We start from the raw sequence: 14,691 nt of genomic DNA on the forward strand, positions 1-14,691 counted from the left end.
GTTTACGCCAACTGTTGCTCACCCCAGTTGCGCCCACACCGCTTGGGGGTCCACCACCGTGCCGTCGGCGAACACAAAGAGGCCGGCCTCGGAGAAGCGCGTGGCGTCGAGTTCGGATCGCACGCCTTTTCCGCCGAGTCCGACGGCGGCGGCGTAGTCACCGTCTGCAGCCGCGCCGGAGGTACCAATCCAGGGAATGGTCAGGTGCTCCCCCACAGGGTGCGGGGCATGCCGTTCCCAAGTGCCGCCGTCGTCAAGCACCCCTCCCCAGGAGACGGGGCGGATTTCACTGGCCAGGAAAGCCGGGGCATCGACCGGCCACCCGCCGATCCGCAGTTTGGCTTCGCCAACGGCACCCCTGACCCGGACCAGCCGCAGGTCTACAGCACCGCGGGTCAGGGACACCACGGTCACCTCGGGCCCCGGACTGGCCGTCCCCTTGGCGCCACTGCCGTGGTCGGGTCCGCCGTCAGGGTCGATGGTGATCCAGTTCGTGGCCGCGCGGGAGGCGCCCACCTGCACCCCGCCGACCTCGAACTGGCCCAGGAACTCGAAGCCGGTGCGGTGCGTGAGCCGGCCCTCGGCGTCAACAAACACGACGGCGTTGTCCAGGGACTCCGGCTCCAGGTCCGGGAACGTGGCGGTGGAGTAACCCAACCGGGCGTAGAGCGGTGAATCCGTCACCTTCACCCCGGGATTGGCGTGATCCGTTCCATGGTTCAGGATCCGGACCACCCCGTCCGCAACCGTCCCCTCCACCTGCCAACCCGGCGCAGTGATGAACCGCCGGGTGTCCGCTACCTCTACGGGCAGCGGTTCCTCCACTGCGGTCCACACCGGATGGTCTGCGGGCAGCGCGAGGCCCATCATGCCCTTGGCCGCCCAGTACGGCGACCCGGACCCGGAATAGGATTGCTTCATCCCAGGAAACTCGCCGTGGAAGCCGATGGTGAGCAGGCCGTCGTCATTCACTGCTCCGCGCTGGACGAAGTAGTCCAGAATTCCGGAGGCGGCACGCCGGGAGAGGCCCGGACTGATCCGGCTGTTGCCCAGCAGCTGCCCGCTCCAGAACGGGGCGGCCGCGGCGAAGCGGTAGATCAGGCTGCGGCCCTGGATCAGTGGCGCACCGTTGGCGCCCACCAAATGCACGGCGTCGTCCAGGAAGTCGGCAAGCCGTTCGCCGTCGCGCTGCGCCCGGGCCTGCACGCGGGGATCCTCAGGCGCCATCAGCTGCAGCAGCTGCGGGTAAACCTGGAATGCCCAGCCAACATAATGGTCGTAGGCGCGCTCGGGGCCGTCCGCGAACCAGCCGTGGCCGCGGTACAGCGAGTCATGCAGGGCAAGTCCGGTATCAATGTCCTCATCCGAGTACCTGCCCCCAACGCTGGCCAAAAACATCTCCACGACAATCTGGAACCACACCCAGTTGATGGGCGGGTACTCTTCACCGATCACCGTCTCAAACCAGGCAATCAGCTGCTCCTGCACGCGCTGCGACAGCTTGTCCCAGAGCACTTCCCGGGTCAGTGCCAGCCCCACGGCCAGTGAGGCTGCTTCCACCTTTGCCTGCCCCAGCTCGCCGGGGGTGGGCCAACGGTTCGGGTTGGCCGGGCTGGTGCCGGCGTCCAACCCCTCGGCGTACCAGTTGGCAATCCACCCGCTGCCGCCCGGGTCCCCTGCTATCCGGAAGGACGCTAACAGGAAGGTTCGGGCGAATGCTTCGAGCGAATCGCTGCGCGGCCCGTAGGCGCTGGCGGCGCCGGGTAGGTAGAGGTTGGCGTGGTCGTCCGTGGCATAGCGGTGGGCCGAGCGCAGCAGGTAGTCGGCGTAGGTACACCAGTGGTCCCGGGTCAGTCCGGTGTACGGGGAAAGCTTCCGGTCCAGCGGCGGCAGCACCAGGTCAAGGGGCGGGGCAATGGAGGGCATGGGTTCCTAGGGTTCGGAAGAGGTTGAAGGCTTGCTGTCAGTGAGCCACACGACCGCCCTGAGCACCACGTCCCGATGCTCAGGCGATTCGTAGGAGGCGGCATCGTGGCCAAGCGCGTCATAGAACGTCCGGCCGGAGAAACCGCCGTTCCCCGACACCCGCTCCAGCGACCACAGCACCGGATGCTCGACGCCGTCATGCAGATGCGTGGCGTGGACCGTGATGCGGGGAGAAGTGCGGAGGTAGCTGTAGCGCTCGTCCAGGAGTTCAAAGTCCGGAACGCCGTCCACCGGCCCGGAGCCCTGACGCACCGAAATCTGTGCCAGCCCATACTCCGGGTGCATGGAGGTGCCGCGAATCCAGCGCCCGCCCAGCCCGTCCTCCCACGCGGGCAAGTCCAGGAAGCTCGTGGAGCTCGAGTGGCTGACCCACAACGGCCGCCCTGAGTCCAACCAACGGGTCAGCCCCGCAGCGGCTTCTGGAGAACCGGGGGAAGGCAGGCCGTCCCGCGGCAGGCCCACATTGACCGCCAACAACGCCGGCAGGTCCGGCTCGTCCGTCCGCCCCAAAAGGGCCAGAGCGGCGTCCACGTCGGCGGGGATTTCGACGTCGAACCCGGCCTCTGCGAGCAGGCCCGCCAGCGCGCGGGACGTCTCCGCAAAGGGATGCCAGGGGTCCGCGTACCGCCCGGTGCCGCTGAGCAGCAGCGCTTTTGGCAGGGGTGCAGTTGTTCCCGCCATCACATCGAATCCTCCAGGACACCGGACACTGGCACCCGCGGTGCCCCCACGGAGGATTCCCGGAGGATCAGTTCCGGATTGAGCTCGATCCGGTGGACAGGCCGCATCCGCCCTTCGGCAAGCCGGGCAGCCATCAGCTGCACCGCCACCTTGCCAACGTACTGCTTGGGCGGGCGCACTGCTGAGATGGCGGGCTCGGCAAGGTAGGCCACCTCATCGTCGTAGCTGACAATGGCAATGTCACCCGGGACGGCAAGTCCGCGGTCCACGCAGTGCTGCACAAACGCCACCGCCTGGGTGTCCGAGTGGACCAGCATGGCCGTGGTTCCGGTCTTGGTGCACAGCTCAAGCACACGGTCAAAGTGCTGAGCCCGGTCATCGTTTTCCTGGATGCCCGAGTCCTCGTGAACCGTAACCTGCTCGGGAATCTTCAGGGCAGCCAGCGCCTGGCGCCAGCCCCGCACTACATGGGGGCTGGTGGGGCTGGACCGGTCTGTAAGGCAGCCGATCCTCCTATGCCCTTCCTGCCAAAGGTGCCGGACAGCCATCCCGGCGCCGAAGGCATGGTCCGTGGCAACCCATTCCAGCCGGTGCGCGGGAATTTCGGTCGGCGACCGCCGTTCAGCCAGCACCACCGGGATGGGCAGGGCGTTGAGCCAGCGCAACAGGTCCTGGCCATGTACACCGCTCATATCCGGCGCCACGATCAGCCCGTCGATGTTCTGGGTGTCCAGCAGGGCCTGGACCTGCCTGCGGTTGTCCGCGGCGTCGTACGCTGAACCGCGCACCAGAATCCGCAAGTTCTGCTCCTCCGCTTCCGCGCGGGCACCGCTGATAACCTGGGGCCAGTAGTAGCCCAGCGACGGCACCACCATGCCGATGGAGTAGCTGTGCGCGGCCGGCCGGCCGGCCGCCGTCGCACGATCCAGTGGGCTGGGCAGCGTGGCGCCGCCATGCACACGGGACACCAGCCCCTCGTCGGCGAGGATGTTCACGTCACGGCGGATGGTGAGCTCACTGACGCCCAGCTTCGCGGCAATGCCCCGGACGGTGATGGCACCATGGGCGCGGAGCTCCTCCATCAGACGCTCACGGCGTTGCAGCGAAAACAGGGACTTCCCTGCAGGCTCGGATGGTTTTTCGGGGCTCATGATGCTGCCTCCACGGTGAAGGTGAATGCGCCGGCGGCGCTGGATGGTTCGGGCAGGAGCCCGGCGGACATGCGGAAACGCAGGCGGGTGAGTTTAGTGCCCCAGACGTCCGCCAGGAGCGGATCGTCGAGGTGCCATTCGTCCACCAGGACGACGGCGGAGGAGGGCTCCCAGCGCAGGGCCGCTCCCCTGCCGGTTCCGGCGCCGGGAATGCCGGTCGGCAGGACCGTTGCCTCACCATCCCGCAGGCGGACGGTGCCGGCCGCAAGGTAGGTGATGACGACGTCTAAAGTCTTACCCTCCGCGGGGAAGTCTTCCCGCGCGGGCTGTAATTCCCAGCGGTCGGTAATGGTGATGCGGCGGGCCGTGCGGTCCAGCGCGGAGCAGCGGATCCACTGCTCCGGCTGCAGGCCATAGGCCGCACCGAGCGCCAGCTCCAGTCGGAGGCTCTCGGTGTCAGGGGCGGCGAGGACCCTGGCGGCGTACTCCTTGCCGGCGCCCTGCTCCAGCCCGAACGGCGCCGGGACGCTGTGCCAGCCGCTTTGCATGGCCTGGATGTCGTAGCGGTCAGGGCCGAACGTCTTGGCCGTATAGGTCGGCTGGCCGGCGTCCACCAGCAATGGAACACCGTCCACGGCGACCACCACCGAGCCAACATCCTTGTGGTTGTGGTGCTCACCGTTGTGTCCGCCTTTCGCCGCGAGGAAGAGGCCCCTTGGGCTTCCAGCGGTTTCCCGCACAGTCATGATCTGTACAGAAGGAAGGTAAGTAAGGGGAACCAGAGGTGGGTTGTCTCCGTTGCCAGGCCCTGCTTCATCAGCCTGCGCGATGCCGTTCAGCAGTGCATGCAGGACTCTGCCCAGTCCCGCGGCGGCTTCCGGGTGGCCGGAGATCATGGCGGCCGCATGGGCGGCAGCGTCTTTCTCCCCAAGTCGCAGGGCCCAGCGGTAAAGCATGTCCCAAGGGAGGGCTTTCGCGGCCCTCGCCGGCCCGTCGGCAACATTCACGAACCAGCTGCCACCGATGTGCATGCGGTGCGGGAAGGCGACCAGTTCGCGGACCACCGACAGGCCGCCGTCGAGCGCTCCCCCCGTGGCCTGCTCGAGCAGTGTGAGCCCTTCCAGCGCCCGTCCCGCACCGTTCCACCAATAGGCGAAGCCCTCGTCGATGGCGCCATCGTCGGGGATCGAGGCCAGGAAGCGGTCCAGGCCCTCGATGCACCGGGTAACGGTCCGGGCCTGAATGTCGGGGTCATCGATCAAGAAAAGTGCTGCGACGATCAGGTTGGTGTGGATCCAGGGATTCCAGTTGTGGACGTCGCCGTCCAGACCCAGCCAGTGCCAGTCCATCCGCTCAAGGAACGGTCGGATAACCCGCCTGGACGTCTCTTCGCGGATCCGGCGCCGCAGCCCGGGAGCCCGCCGCTCAAGATCTCCGCCCAGGACGTGATCAATCCACGCCAGCTGTGCGGCCACTTCACCGGCTCCCAGGTCCAGGAACGGCCGGGACATATCCGGCACCACTTCTCCGGAACGGCTGAAAACGTCATCGTGCGCCGCCCAGCTCCAGGAGCTTTGCTCACATAGCAGGTAGGCACCATCGATCACTTCATCCAGCCAACCGTTCAAATCCGAACACGGCTGGCCCGATGATGCCCCGTGCGCCTGGTTGGAAACCAAGGCCATCACCACAGCACGCGTAAGCCGCTGCTGGCGCGCAGCCACCTGCCCCTCGTAGGCAGTGCGGTTTCCACCCCGGAAGTACCGTGCGTAATGGGACACCAACGGTTGCGGCCATGGCAAACCCTTCTCCTGCCGCGACTGCTCCCCCATGGCATCCAAGGCCACCTGGGGCAAGCCCGCCCAAGCGGCGTGGCCAGCCGGGGGCATCACGATACGCGTGCCTGCACCTGTAAGCAGGGCACCCAGTGCGGATTCCTTTGCCGCAGGCCCCCATGCGGTTGCCAGTGGAGTTGGAGGGCGCCCCGGGGACTGGAGTAAGGAGGAAAGCGGAGCCATCAGCATCACATCTTTGTTTGAATTAGAACGATCGAGAACGATCATGAACAGGTTGGTTGGATCGTCTTGTTTATGAGTATCTACTGATTGTTAGATGTGATGCAAGACATTGCCTCGCCGTCGGCGGAGAGGACCAACACACAGAAAGGAGCCCCTATGTCACGAAAACCCAGGGCCCTGCTGGTCATGAACCGCGGAACGTATGCGGATCAGTTCGATACCACGCGGCTGGAGCGACTGGCGGGCCTGGTGGACCTCGGCGGCCAGCCGTGGACCGACTCCCTTGAATACCCCAAGCTCGCCGGACACCTCGAAGAGGTCGAAATCCTCCTTACCAGCTGGGGCGTACCACGTCTGGACGGAGCGGCGCTGCGGCGCATGCCAAACCTCCGCGCTGTGTTCCATTGTGCGGGCACCGTCCGCAGCTTCGTCAGCCAGGAACTGTGGGACCGCGGCATTCTGGTGACCAACGGCGCCGACGCAAACGCCATCCCGGTCGCGGAGTTCACCTTCGCATCCATCGTCCTGGCCGGCAAAAAGGCGCAGGTGCTGGCCAACGACGCCCGCACCTTCCGTGAAGACTGGTCCTACATCAGGCGGCGGGGTGAGCTCGGCAACATCGGCCGGGTGATCGGAATTATCGGCTTCTCACGGATAGGCCGGCGGGTAGTGGAGCTCGTCCAGCAACTGCAGGATGTCACGTGCATGGTGTCCGACCCTCATGCAGATCCTGCTGCCGTAGCCGCAGCCGGCGGCCAACTGGTGCCGCTGCCGGAACTGCTGGCCGCATCTGACATTGTGTCGGTACACGCACCAGCTTTGCCCGAAACCCGCCACATGATCGGTGCGGCGGAACTGCGGGCGATGAAGGACCACGCCACCCTGATCAACACAGCCCGGGGCTCCCTGGTCGACACCAAAGCTCTGGAGGCCGAATGCGCCACCGGACGTATCCAGGCCCTGCTGGACGTCACCGAACCCGAACCGCTTCCGGGTGACTCGGTGCTCTACAACCTGCCCAACGTGGTGATCACTCCCCACATCGCAGGCTCCCTTGGCACCGAAACCCGGCGGATGTCCGATGCCGCCCTGAACGACCTGGAACGCTACCTGACCGGACAGAAGCTCGTGGCGCAGGTGGTCTCCGAAGACCTCTCACTCAGCGCCTAACAAAACCCGGCCGCAGCTGTGGCCGGCTTGAAACCTTACAAAGGAGAACGCAATGAAGCGCACAACCCTCGCCGCCATCGCCCTGGCAGTGACAGCAGGACTCGGCCTGTCCGGCTGCGCCGGCGCGGCCGGGCCCGCTGAACCCCAGAGCCAGGACGGCAAGACCCGCCTGACAGTATCAGTCTGGAACTACGAGGGAACCCCCGAATTCAAGGCACTGTTCGACGGCTACGAGGCCGCCAACCCGGACATCGATATTGAACCAGTGGACATCCTGGCGGATGACTACTCCCAGAAGGTCACCACCATGCTGGCCGGCGGGGACACCACCGACGTCTTGACCATGAAGAACGTCACCGAGTATGCCCGGTACGCCAGCAACGGCCAGCTTCAGGAAATCAACGGCGTGGTGGACAGCATCGGCAAGGAGGACCTCGCCGGCCTGGACGCCTTCGACATTGGCGGCAAGTACTACGCGGCGCCATACCGGCAGGACTTCTGGCTGCTGTATTACAACAAGGACCTGCTCAAGGCGGCAGGCGTGGAAAACCCGGCGGACCTGACCTGGGACGAGTACACCGAGCTTGCCAGGAAGCTGACCACCAAGGCTGACGGCAAAACTGTCTACGGCACTTACCACCACATTTGGCGATCGGTGGTGCAGGCCATCGCGGCCGCACAGAACAACGGTGACCAGATCAGCGGCGAGTACAGCTTCTTCGAAGACCAGTACAGCACCGCCCTGGAACTGCAGATGAGCGGTGCCACCCTGGACTTTAGTACCGCCAAGAGCCAGAAGATGAGCTACCGCACCATGTTCGAAACCGGCCAGACCGCCATGATGCCGATGGGAACCTGGTACATCGCGGGGGTCCTGCAGGCCAAGAGGGACGGCAAGACCAACGTGGACTGGGGCCTGGCCCCGCTGCCGCAGAAGGAGTCCAACGGCAAGATCAGCACCTTTGGTTCCCCCACGGCCTTCGCCGTCAACAAGAACGCCGTGCACTCCGAGGAAGCCCGGAAGTTCATCGAATGGGCAGCCGGTGAAGAAGGGGCCAAGGCCGTTTCCAAGATTGGTGTGGTCCCCGCGCTGCAGAACGACGCCGTGACGGAGACCTATTTCCAGCTCGAGGGCCTGCCCACGGACGACTTGTCAAAGAAGGCCTTCGCGCCGGATGAAACCGCCCTTGAGATGCCGGTCAGCGACAAGTCCGCAGCCACGGACAAGATCCTCAGCCAGGAGCATGACCTCATCATGGTGGGCGAACGCTCTGTCAGTGACGGCATCACCGAGATGGGCAAGCGCGTCAAGAGCGAAGTCCTCGGTCAGTAAAAACCCATCATGGCGACTAAGACAATCACTCCGGCCCCGGCTGTCATCAGCCGGGGCAACCGGAAGCAGGCCCGGCGCAACACACTGATCGGCTGGACGTTCATCCTGCCGAACTTCCTGGGATTTCTGGCCTTCACCCTCGTTCCCGTCCTCGCCGCGTTCGCCCTTTCCTTCATGGAGTGGACCTCGTTCACGGCGCCCCGCTGGGTTGGCCTGGAGAACTTCCAGCGGATGTTCCAGAGCGACACCTTCTGGGTGGCGCTGCGGAATACCGCGGTCTACGCCCTGGGGCACGTTCCGCTCACCATGGCCCTGGCACTCGTCCTGGCCATGCTGCTGAACCGGAAACTCAAGGGCATCGGCTTCTTCCGGGTAGCCATCTTCTTCCCGTACATCACCTCCCTGGTGGCGGTGGCTGTCGTCTGGAACATGCTTTTCAGCCCGGACAGCGGCCCCATCAACCAGTTCCTCAACGCCATCGGCATCGCCGAAACCCCGGGCTGGACTTCCAGCTCGGACTGGGCAATGCCTGCCGTTATCATCACCAGCGTCTGGCGGGACATGGGCTACTACATGGTGCTCTACCTGGCCGGCCTGCAGGCCATCCCCAGCGAGCTCTATGAAGCGGCGGAAGTGGACGGCGCCAGCGCCTGGCAGCGCTTCTGGAATGTCACCATCCCTTCCCTGCGGCCCACCACGTTCTTTGTTGTGGTCATGCTGACGGTCTCCAGCTTCAAGGTGTTCGACCTGATCGTGGTGATGACCAACGGCGGTCCGGGGCGCTCCACCACGGTGCTGTCCCAGCTCATCTACCAGGAGGGCATCGGCGAAGGAAAGTTCGGCTACTCATCCGCAATCTCCCTGGTGCTCTTCCTGATCGTGCTGACGGTCACCGTCCTGCAGTTCAAGATCCAACAGCGGAGGGAACGCTGATGACCAACATGGCCGAAGACCTCAAGGCCGAGGCACCGTTCATCGGGACCGGCCTGGCACCCGCTGCGGAAGACCGCCGTCGTACGCCCGGTTCCAACCAAGGCAAGCGCTCCCTCCGGGAGCAGAAAAAGCGCACCACCGACATGGTCATTTACGCCGTGCTGGCCGTCCTGGTGGTGGCACTCATGGTGCCGTTCATCTGGATGTTGTCCTCCTCGCTGAAGGAGAACAACCAGGTCCTCACGGTGCCCATCCAGTGGATCCCCACCGAGTTCGTGTGGAGCAACTACACGGACATCTGGACCCGCATCCCCATGATGGGGTACCTGCAGAACTCCCTGTACCTGGCCGTCATCATCACCTGCCTCCAGGTGCTCACCGGGTCCCTGGCCGCCTACGGCTTCTCGAAGGTCCGGTTTCCCGGCCGGGACGTGCTGTTCCTGGCGTACATAGGTACGATCGCCGTGCCCTGGCAGGCCTATATGGTGCCGCAGTACATCATGATGCAGAACCTGGGCCTGACCAACAGCTTCAACGCACTGATCCTGCTCCAGGCGTTCGGAGCATTCGGAGTGTTCCTGATGCGCCAGTACTACATGACCATTCCGGACGAGCTCTGCGAGGCGGCCCGCATTGACGGGCTCAGCGAATACGGCATCTGGGCGCGGGTGATCCTGCCCCTGTCCAAGCCGGCCCTCGCCAGCCTGGCGCTGCTGACGTTCGTGCACACGTGGAACGACTACATGGGCCCGTTCATCTACCTGACGTCCAACCGGTTGTGGACCGTCCAGCTGGGCTTGCGGTCCTTCGTGGGCCAGTTCGACGCGGAGTACGCCATGATCATGACCGGTTCGGTGATCTCCGTGCTCCCCATCCTGATCATCTTCCTGATCGGCCAGCGGTACTTCATCCAGGGCATCGCCACGAGCGGCATGAAAGGATGACGTCCGTGGCACAGCACTCAACGCAGCGGCGCGGCCTCGCAGGCCGCATCCCCAGCCCAGGCTTCGAGACGTTCGGCGGGATCTTCGGCTTCATCTACACCTTCCTGGCCGGAAACGTGCTGATGGCGCTGGCCAATGCCCCGCTGGTGCTGTGCCTGGCCCTGGTGGCGGACCCCACCGCCGCCTGGCCCTTCTTCCTGGCGCTCTCGGTCACCGTTCCGCCGTCGCTCGCCGGCCTGTTTGCCTCCTTCCAGGCACTGAACGACGACGGCGGTGCGGTCAAGCCGGTTGCCGCGTTCCTTCGCGGTTACCGGCGCAGCTTCCGGCGGGAAGCCCCGCTGGGGCTCGCTGCCGTCGCAGTGCTGCTGTTTCTCGGGGTGGATCTGGTGATCGTACAGTCCATGCCGGCGGCCGCCGTGCTGGTTCCGGTGATAACCGTGGTTGCGGCGCTCACGGTGACCGTCGCGGTGATGGCGATTGCCGGCGTCGTACTCCTCCCCGAGGCAGGCCTTCGAGGCCTGATGAAGGCTTCCCTCTACCTGTCGGTCCAGCGCTGGTACCTGAGCGTGGCCATGCTGGTGCTCCTGGGCATCATCGCCGCGGCCGCCCTGGTGCAGCCGGTCCTCGGCGTGGCACTGGCGCCCGCTCCGCTTTTGTTCGTTGTTTGGAGCAACGCCGCCTACGCCTTCCACACTGCGCTTCGTTCGCCCTGACCATCTTGAGGAATTGATGGAAACTTTCGCGATTGGCGACAAGGACTTTTTGCTTAGCGGCGAACCTTTCCGCATCCTGTCCGGCGCCATCCACTACTTCCGGGTCCACCCTGACCTGTGGACGGACAGGATCCGCAAGGCCCGGCTGATGGGCCTGAACACCATCGAAACCTACGTGCCGTGGAACGAACACTCGCCTACGCCGGGCACCTTTATCCTCGATGGAGGGCTCGACCTCGGAAGGTTCCTGGACCTGGTCCAGTCAGAAGGGATGCGGGCAATCGTCCGGCCTGGCCCCTACATTTGCGCTGAGTGGGACAACGGCGGCCTGCCTGCCTGGCTCTTCACAGATCCAACCATTGGCGTCCGAAGCAGCGAACCGGGCTACCTCTCCGCCGTCGACGCCTTTATGGCCAAGCTGCTGCCCGTCGTGGTGGACCGCCAAATCACCCGCGGCGGGCCGGTCATCCTGTTCCAGATCGAGAACGAGTACGGCGCCTACGGCAACGACAAGGCGTACCTGCAACACCTCGTGGACGAGGCGAAGCGCGCCGGCGTGGAGGTTCCGCTGTTCACCTGCGACCAGCCGTCTGGCAGCATGATCGAAGACGGATCGCTGCCCGCGCTGCACAACACCGGAACCTTCGGCTCCCGCGCCGAGGAGCGGCTTGGGTTTCTGCGGGAGCGGCAACCCACCGGGCCGCTGATGTGCGCCGAATTCTGGAACGGCTGGTTCGACAACTGGGGAACCTACCACCACACCACCGACGCCAGCGCCTCCGCCGCGGAACTGGACGCGCTGCTGTCCGCCGGCGCGTCCGTGAACATCTACATGTTCCACGGCGGAACCAACTTCGGCTTCACCAACGGCGCCAACGACAAAGGCATCTACGAACCCACCATCACGTCCTATGACTACGACGCACCCCTCTCTGAGGACGGCTTCCCCACCGACAAGTACTTCGCCTTCCGGGACGTCATCGCAAAACACTTCCCGGTCCCCACGGAGGTCCCCGCGCCACGGGTCGACACTGCGGAATCAACGGTGTCCGTCTCCGACGGCGTTTCACTGCTGGACGTCCTGGCAGGGCTTCCGGAATCCGTAGCAGTGGCAGGGCCCCTTCCTGTCAGCGAGGTGACCGGCCAGTACCGCGGCTTCTTCCTCTACGAACGACAATTGACCGGCGGCGGCGTCCTCACCTTCAGTGAAGTCCGGGACAGGGCACAGTTCTTCCTCGACGGAGCACCGCTGGGCACCCTGAGCCGCGAACTCGAAGAGCGTTCGATCGCCCTCCCTCACGCCGGATTGCTGCAAATCCTCGTCGAGGACCAGGGCAGGGTCAACTACGGGCTGCGCATCGGCGAAGCGAAAGGTTTGATCGGACCTGCGCTGCTGGACGGGGATGAGGTGTTGGACTGGAGTATCCGGCCCGTCGACCTTTCGTCGCTGGCCGCCTTCCGGGCCGCCGCCAGCGAGCTTGTGGGGCGCGGCGGTATGGCCGGTCCATCCATGGCTTTCGCAACATTTGAGGCCGACGGGACAGGCGACCGGTACCTGCGGCTGGATGGCTGGACAAAGGGCAACGCCTTCATCAACGGATTCAACCTGGGCCGCTACTGGAGCCGCGGCCCCCAACGTACCCTCTACGTTCCCGGCCCACTGATCCGACAGGGCAACAACGAACTCGCCATCCTCGAACTCCAGGCCAGCTCCACTCGGGACGTACAGTTTGTGGTCGGCCCGGACTTGGGGCCGGACGAAAAATAGTCGTCCCCTCCCTAACCTGTTAGGGCAGATAGCTTGATGGAATATCCATGATCGGCAAAGGGCGGATTAGTGATCGCGTCACGGATGCCTTCCCGCTCCATGGAACTCAACCTGACAGGAGCTTCGAGGCCTCGGTCAACCTGAACGCTGCCCTGCCAGCGCCGTCCTTGTGTCGCGGCGCCCAGACGTAGCTTGACGGAAGGCAGGTCATCGGCGCCTAAACAGGACGAGGCTGATAGAAACCGCTAGTGTCCATTCTTCAATCCAATACAGAACTCGCTATCTCCCTCGCGCTCGGCATCGGCACCTGGGGCATGTTCGGATCCCAGAGCGCCTTCGTGTCCGAACTCTTCGGCTCCCGTCAGCGCTACCTCGGAGTGTCCGTCGCCCGAGAAATTTCCGCCGTGATCTCTGGTGGCGTCGCACCCCCTCGGCGCATGGATCATCTCCCTGGTCGTCACCGCGGACGGCGGCCCCGGGGTTGACGGTGCAGGACTGGGTGCCTGGGTACCCATCGCCGCGTACCTGTCACTCCTGACCGTGATCACTATAATCGCTATCTTCTTCACGCCCGAAACCATTGGTCGTGACCTGGACAGCATCAAGGACGCCGTCGACGACCCCGCAAACGTCGCGGCCCACCACAAGGCCGGTCTACGCCAGGACCCACGAACACGAGACTGCCGTCTAGGCAGACGCAAAAGAGCTGTGAATCGTGGGCTGTGGTCATTTTCATCAATGACCACAGCCCCTTGCTCGTCCAGACTCGAACGCCCCCGCACCAACCGGCATAAAGCCAGGAAGAGCAACCCATGGCGGTGAGCACGCTCTCGGAAGTCGCCCACGCGGCAGGCGTTTCACTCTCCACCGCCTCGCGGGTCCTCAACGGCTCCATGAGGAAACCCGGCCACGACATCGCCGACCCCTACTTTGCCGGCATAGCCTGCGGCGTCCAGCAGGCCGCGCGTGAGCAACAAAAGAGGGTCCTGCTGGCAACCACCGACGGCACACCAGACGTTGAATGCGCCGCCGTCGCGGGCGTTCGCGGCCCATCGGGCGGATTCCATCGTCATTGCCGGCTCACGATCCAGCCGGCAGCAGGACCAGGGAAGCAACGCCCAACTGGCGGCAGAACTTGACCGTTACTGCCGTAACGGCGGACGGGTGGGCGTCATTGGGTATCCCATCATTGGGGCAACGGCATCCGAGGGCTACCACGTGGTTCCTAGACCCAACGAGGAACTAGGGCGTGTCTCCTAAAGCCTGGGTTAGTTGTTCGGGATGCTGGACGGGTGTCTCGTACTTCTGTTCTGACTGATGGTCAGTGGGCCCGTATTCAGCCGTTGCTGGCGGCTTCTGATGGCCGCCGCGGTCGTCCGTTCCGGGATGACCGGCCGTGGTGGAAGGCATCATTTACCGGTACCGGTGCGGGATCGCCTGGCCTGACGTGCCTGCCGAATTCGGGCATGGCAGACGATCTGGAAGCGGCACCGCCGCTACAGCGTGACGGTACCTGGGACAGGATCCTGGCCGGGCTGCTAACGGTCGCAGACGCTCAAGGCGAAGCGGACTGGTCAATTTCGGTGGACTCGATGGTCAACCGCGCCCACCAGCACGGCACCAATCTTCCGCGCGTCACAGGGGGACCGGTCGAATTACATGAATCTGTTTGGTGAACCGGATGATCATGCCATTGGCCGTTCCGCGGCGGACTGAGTACCAGGATTCACGCCCTGGTCGATGGCAAGGGCAGGCCACGCACCCGCCCGGACCGTGTCCGCGGTGACAAGGCCTACTCATCCAAGGCAATCCGGACCCACTCGCGCGACCGCGGCATCACCGCTGTCATCCCGCAACCATCTGACCAGATCGGGCCACCGGAAGCGGCGCGGGTCCACGGGAGGCAGGCCTCCGGCCTTCGACAAAGAGGACTACAAAGCCCGCAGCGTCGTCGAACGGAACTTGGAAAAAGGCACTGACCTGCCGAAACACTG

At 64.7% G+C, this 14,691-nt stretch carries 11 protein-coding genes and 2 pseudogenes; 9 read left to right on the forward strand and 4 right to left on the reverse strand.

Features of this window, described 5'->3' with window-relative positions; genetic code table 11:
• Window positions 1-18: 18 nt before the first annotated feature.
• Genes AC5RU7_RS17555 through AC5RU7_RS17570 form a run of 4 tightly spaced genes read right to left on the reverse strand, consistent with a single transcriptional unit; the run spans window position 19 to window position 5,599 of the window.
• Window positions 19-1,926 (reverse strand): DUF2264 domain-containing protein, encoded by a 1,908-nt coding sequence (locus AC5RU7_RS17555; RefSeq protein ID WP_494053302.1) that lies wholly within the window; start codon window positions 1,924-1,926, stop codon window positions 19-21.
• Window positions 1,927-1,932: 6 nt separating this feature from the next.
• Window positions 1,933-2,667, reverse strand: coding sequence for a ThuA domain-containing protein (locus AC5RU7_RS17560; protein WP_494053303.1), 735 nt, complete (start codon window positions 2,665-2,667; stop codon window positions 1,933-1,935).
• The gene (locus AC5RU7_RS17565) at window positions 2,667-3,818 is read right to left on the reverse strand and encodes a LacI family DNA-binding transcriptional regulator (RefSeq protein ID WP_494053304.1); all 1,152 of its coding nucleotides are present in this window, start codon (window positions 3,816-3,818) and stop codon (window positions 2,667-2,669) included. Before AC5RU7_RS17565 ends, AC5RU7_RS17560 begins: the two co-directional genes overlap by 1 nt.
• On the reverse strand, window positions 3,815-5,599 hold the full coding sequence (locus AC5RU7_RS17570) for a heparinase (protein ID WP_494053305.1): 1,785 nt from the start codon (window positions 5,597-5,599) through the stop codon (window positions 3,815-3,817). Before AC5RU7_RS17570 ends, AC5RU7_RS17565 begins: the two co-directional genes overlap by 4 nt.
• Window positions 5,600-5,992: 393 nt before the next feature.
• Here AC5RU7_RS17570 and AC5RU7_RS17575 point away from each other — a divergent pair, with 393 nt between their 5' ends.
• The 9 genes and pseudogenes from AC5RU7_RS17575 to AC5RU7_RS17615 form a co-directional block, all read left to right on the forward strand.
• Window positions 5,993-7,006: a hydroxyacid dehydrogenase gene (locus tag AC5RU7_RS17575; RefSeq protein WP_494053306.1), complete on the forward strand. Its 1,014-nt coding sequence runs from the start codon at window positions 5,993-5,995 to the stop codon at window positions 7,004-7,006.
• 52 nt (window positions 7,007-7,058) lie between these two features.
• On the forward strand, window positions 7,059-8,339 hold the full coding sequence (locus AC5RU7_RS17580) for an ABC transporter substrate-binding protein (protein WP_494053307.1): 1,281 nt from the start codon (window positions 7,059-7,061) through the stop codon (window positions 8,337-8,339).
• A gap of 9 nt (window positions 8,340-8,348) precedes the next feature.
• Window positions 8,349-9,272: a carbohydrate ABC transporter permease gene (locus tag AC5RU7_RS17585; protein WP_494053308.1), complete on the forward strand. Its 924-nt coding sequence runs from the start codon at window positions 8,349-8,351 to the stop codon at window positions 9,270-9,272.
• On the forward strand, window positions 9,272-10,216 hold the full coding sequence (locus AC5RU7_RS17590) for a carbohydrate ABC transporter permease (RefSeq protein ID WP_494053309.1): 945 nt from the start codon (window positions 9,272-9,274) through the stop codon (window positions 10,214-10,216). The genes AC5RU7_RS17585 and AC5RU7_RS17590 overlap by 1 nt, the downstream gene beginning before the upstream one ends.
• Complete coding sequence (locus AC5RU7_RS17595) at window positions 10,213-10,929, forward strand: hypothetical protein (protein ID WP_494053310.1); 717 nt, start codon at window positions 10,213-10,215, stop codon at window positions 10,927-10,929. The genes AC5RU7_RS17590 and AC5RU7_RS17595 overlap by 4 nt, the downstream gene beginning before the upstream one ends.
• Before the next feature lie 16 nt (window positions 10,930-10,945).
• Complete coding sequence (locus AC5RU7_RS17600) at window positions 10,946-12,697, forward strand: glycoside hydrolase family 35 protein (protein ID WP_494053311.1); 1,752 nt, start codon at window positions 10,946-10,948, stop codon at window positions 12,695-12,697.
• Window positions 12,698-12,945: 248 nt separating this feature from the next.
• Complete coding sequence (locus AC5RU7_RS17605; RefSeq protein WP_494053312.1) at window positions 12,946-13,182, forward strand: hypothetical protein; 237 nt, start codon at window positions 12,946-12,948, stop codon at window positions 13,180-13,182.
• Window positions 13,183-13,509: 327 nt separating this feature from the next.
• A pseudogene (locus tag AC5RU7_RS17610) lies at window positions 13,510-13,942 on the forward strand (LacI family DNA-binding transcriptional regulator); the annotation flags it as partial.
• A gap of 47 nt (window positions 13,943-13,989) precedes the next feature.
• Window positions 13,990-14,656 (forward strand): annotated as a pseudogene (locus AC5RU7_RS17615) (IS5 family transposase); the annotation flags it as partial.
• Window positions 14,657-14,691 lie beyond the last annotated feature (35 nt).

The organism is Arthrobacter sp. K410C, assembly GCF_059090105.1.

Coding starts and splice junctions, on each gene's coding strand:
- AC5RU7_RS17555 (WP_494053302.1), bottom strand. CDS start 1,926: ATGCCCTCCATTGCCCCGCCCCTTGACCTGGTGCTGCCGCCGCTGGAC.
- AC5RU7_RS17560 (WP_494053303.1), bottom strand. CDS start 2,667: ATGGCGGGAACAACTGCACCCCTGCCAAAAGCGCTGCTGCTCAGCGGC.
- AC5RU7_RS17585 (WP_494053308.1), top strand. CDS start 8,349: ATGGCGACTAAGACAATCACTCCGGCCCCGGCTGTCATCAGCCGGGGC.
- AC5RU7_RS17565 (WP_494053304.1), bottom strand. CDS start 3,818: ATGAGCCCCGAAAAACCATCCGAGCCTGCAGGGAAGTCCCTGTTTTCG.
- AC5RU7_RS17590 (WP_494053309.1), top strand. CDS start 9,272: ATGACCAACATGGCCGAAGACCTCAAGGCCGAGGCACCGTTCATCGGG.
- AC5RU7_RS17595 (WP_494053310.1), top strand. CDS start 10,213: ATGACGTCCGTGGCACAGCACTCAACGCAGCGGCGCGGCCTCGCAGGC.
- AC5RU7_RS17575 (WP_494053306.1), top strand. CDS start 5,993: ATGTCACGAAAACCCAGGGCCCTGCTGGTCATGAACCGCGGAACGTAT.
- AC5RU7_RS17580 (WP_494053307.1), top strand. CDS start 7,059: ATGAAGCGCACAACCCTCGCCGCCATCGCCCTGGCAGTGACAGCAGGA.
- AC5RU7_RS17600 (WP_494053311.1), top strand. CDS start 10,946: ATGGAAACTTTCGCGATTGGCGACAAGGACTTTTTGCTTAGCGGCGAA.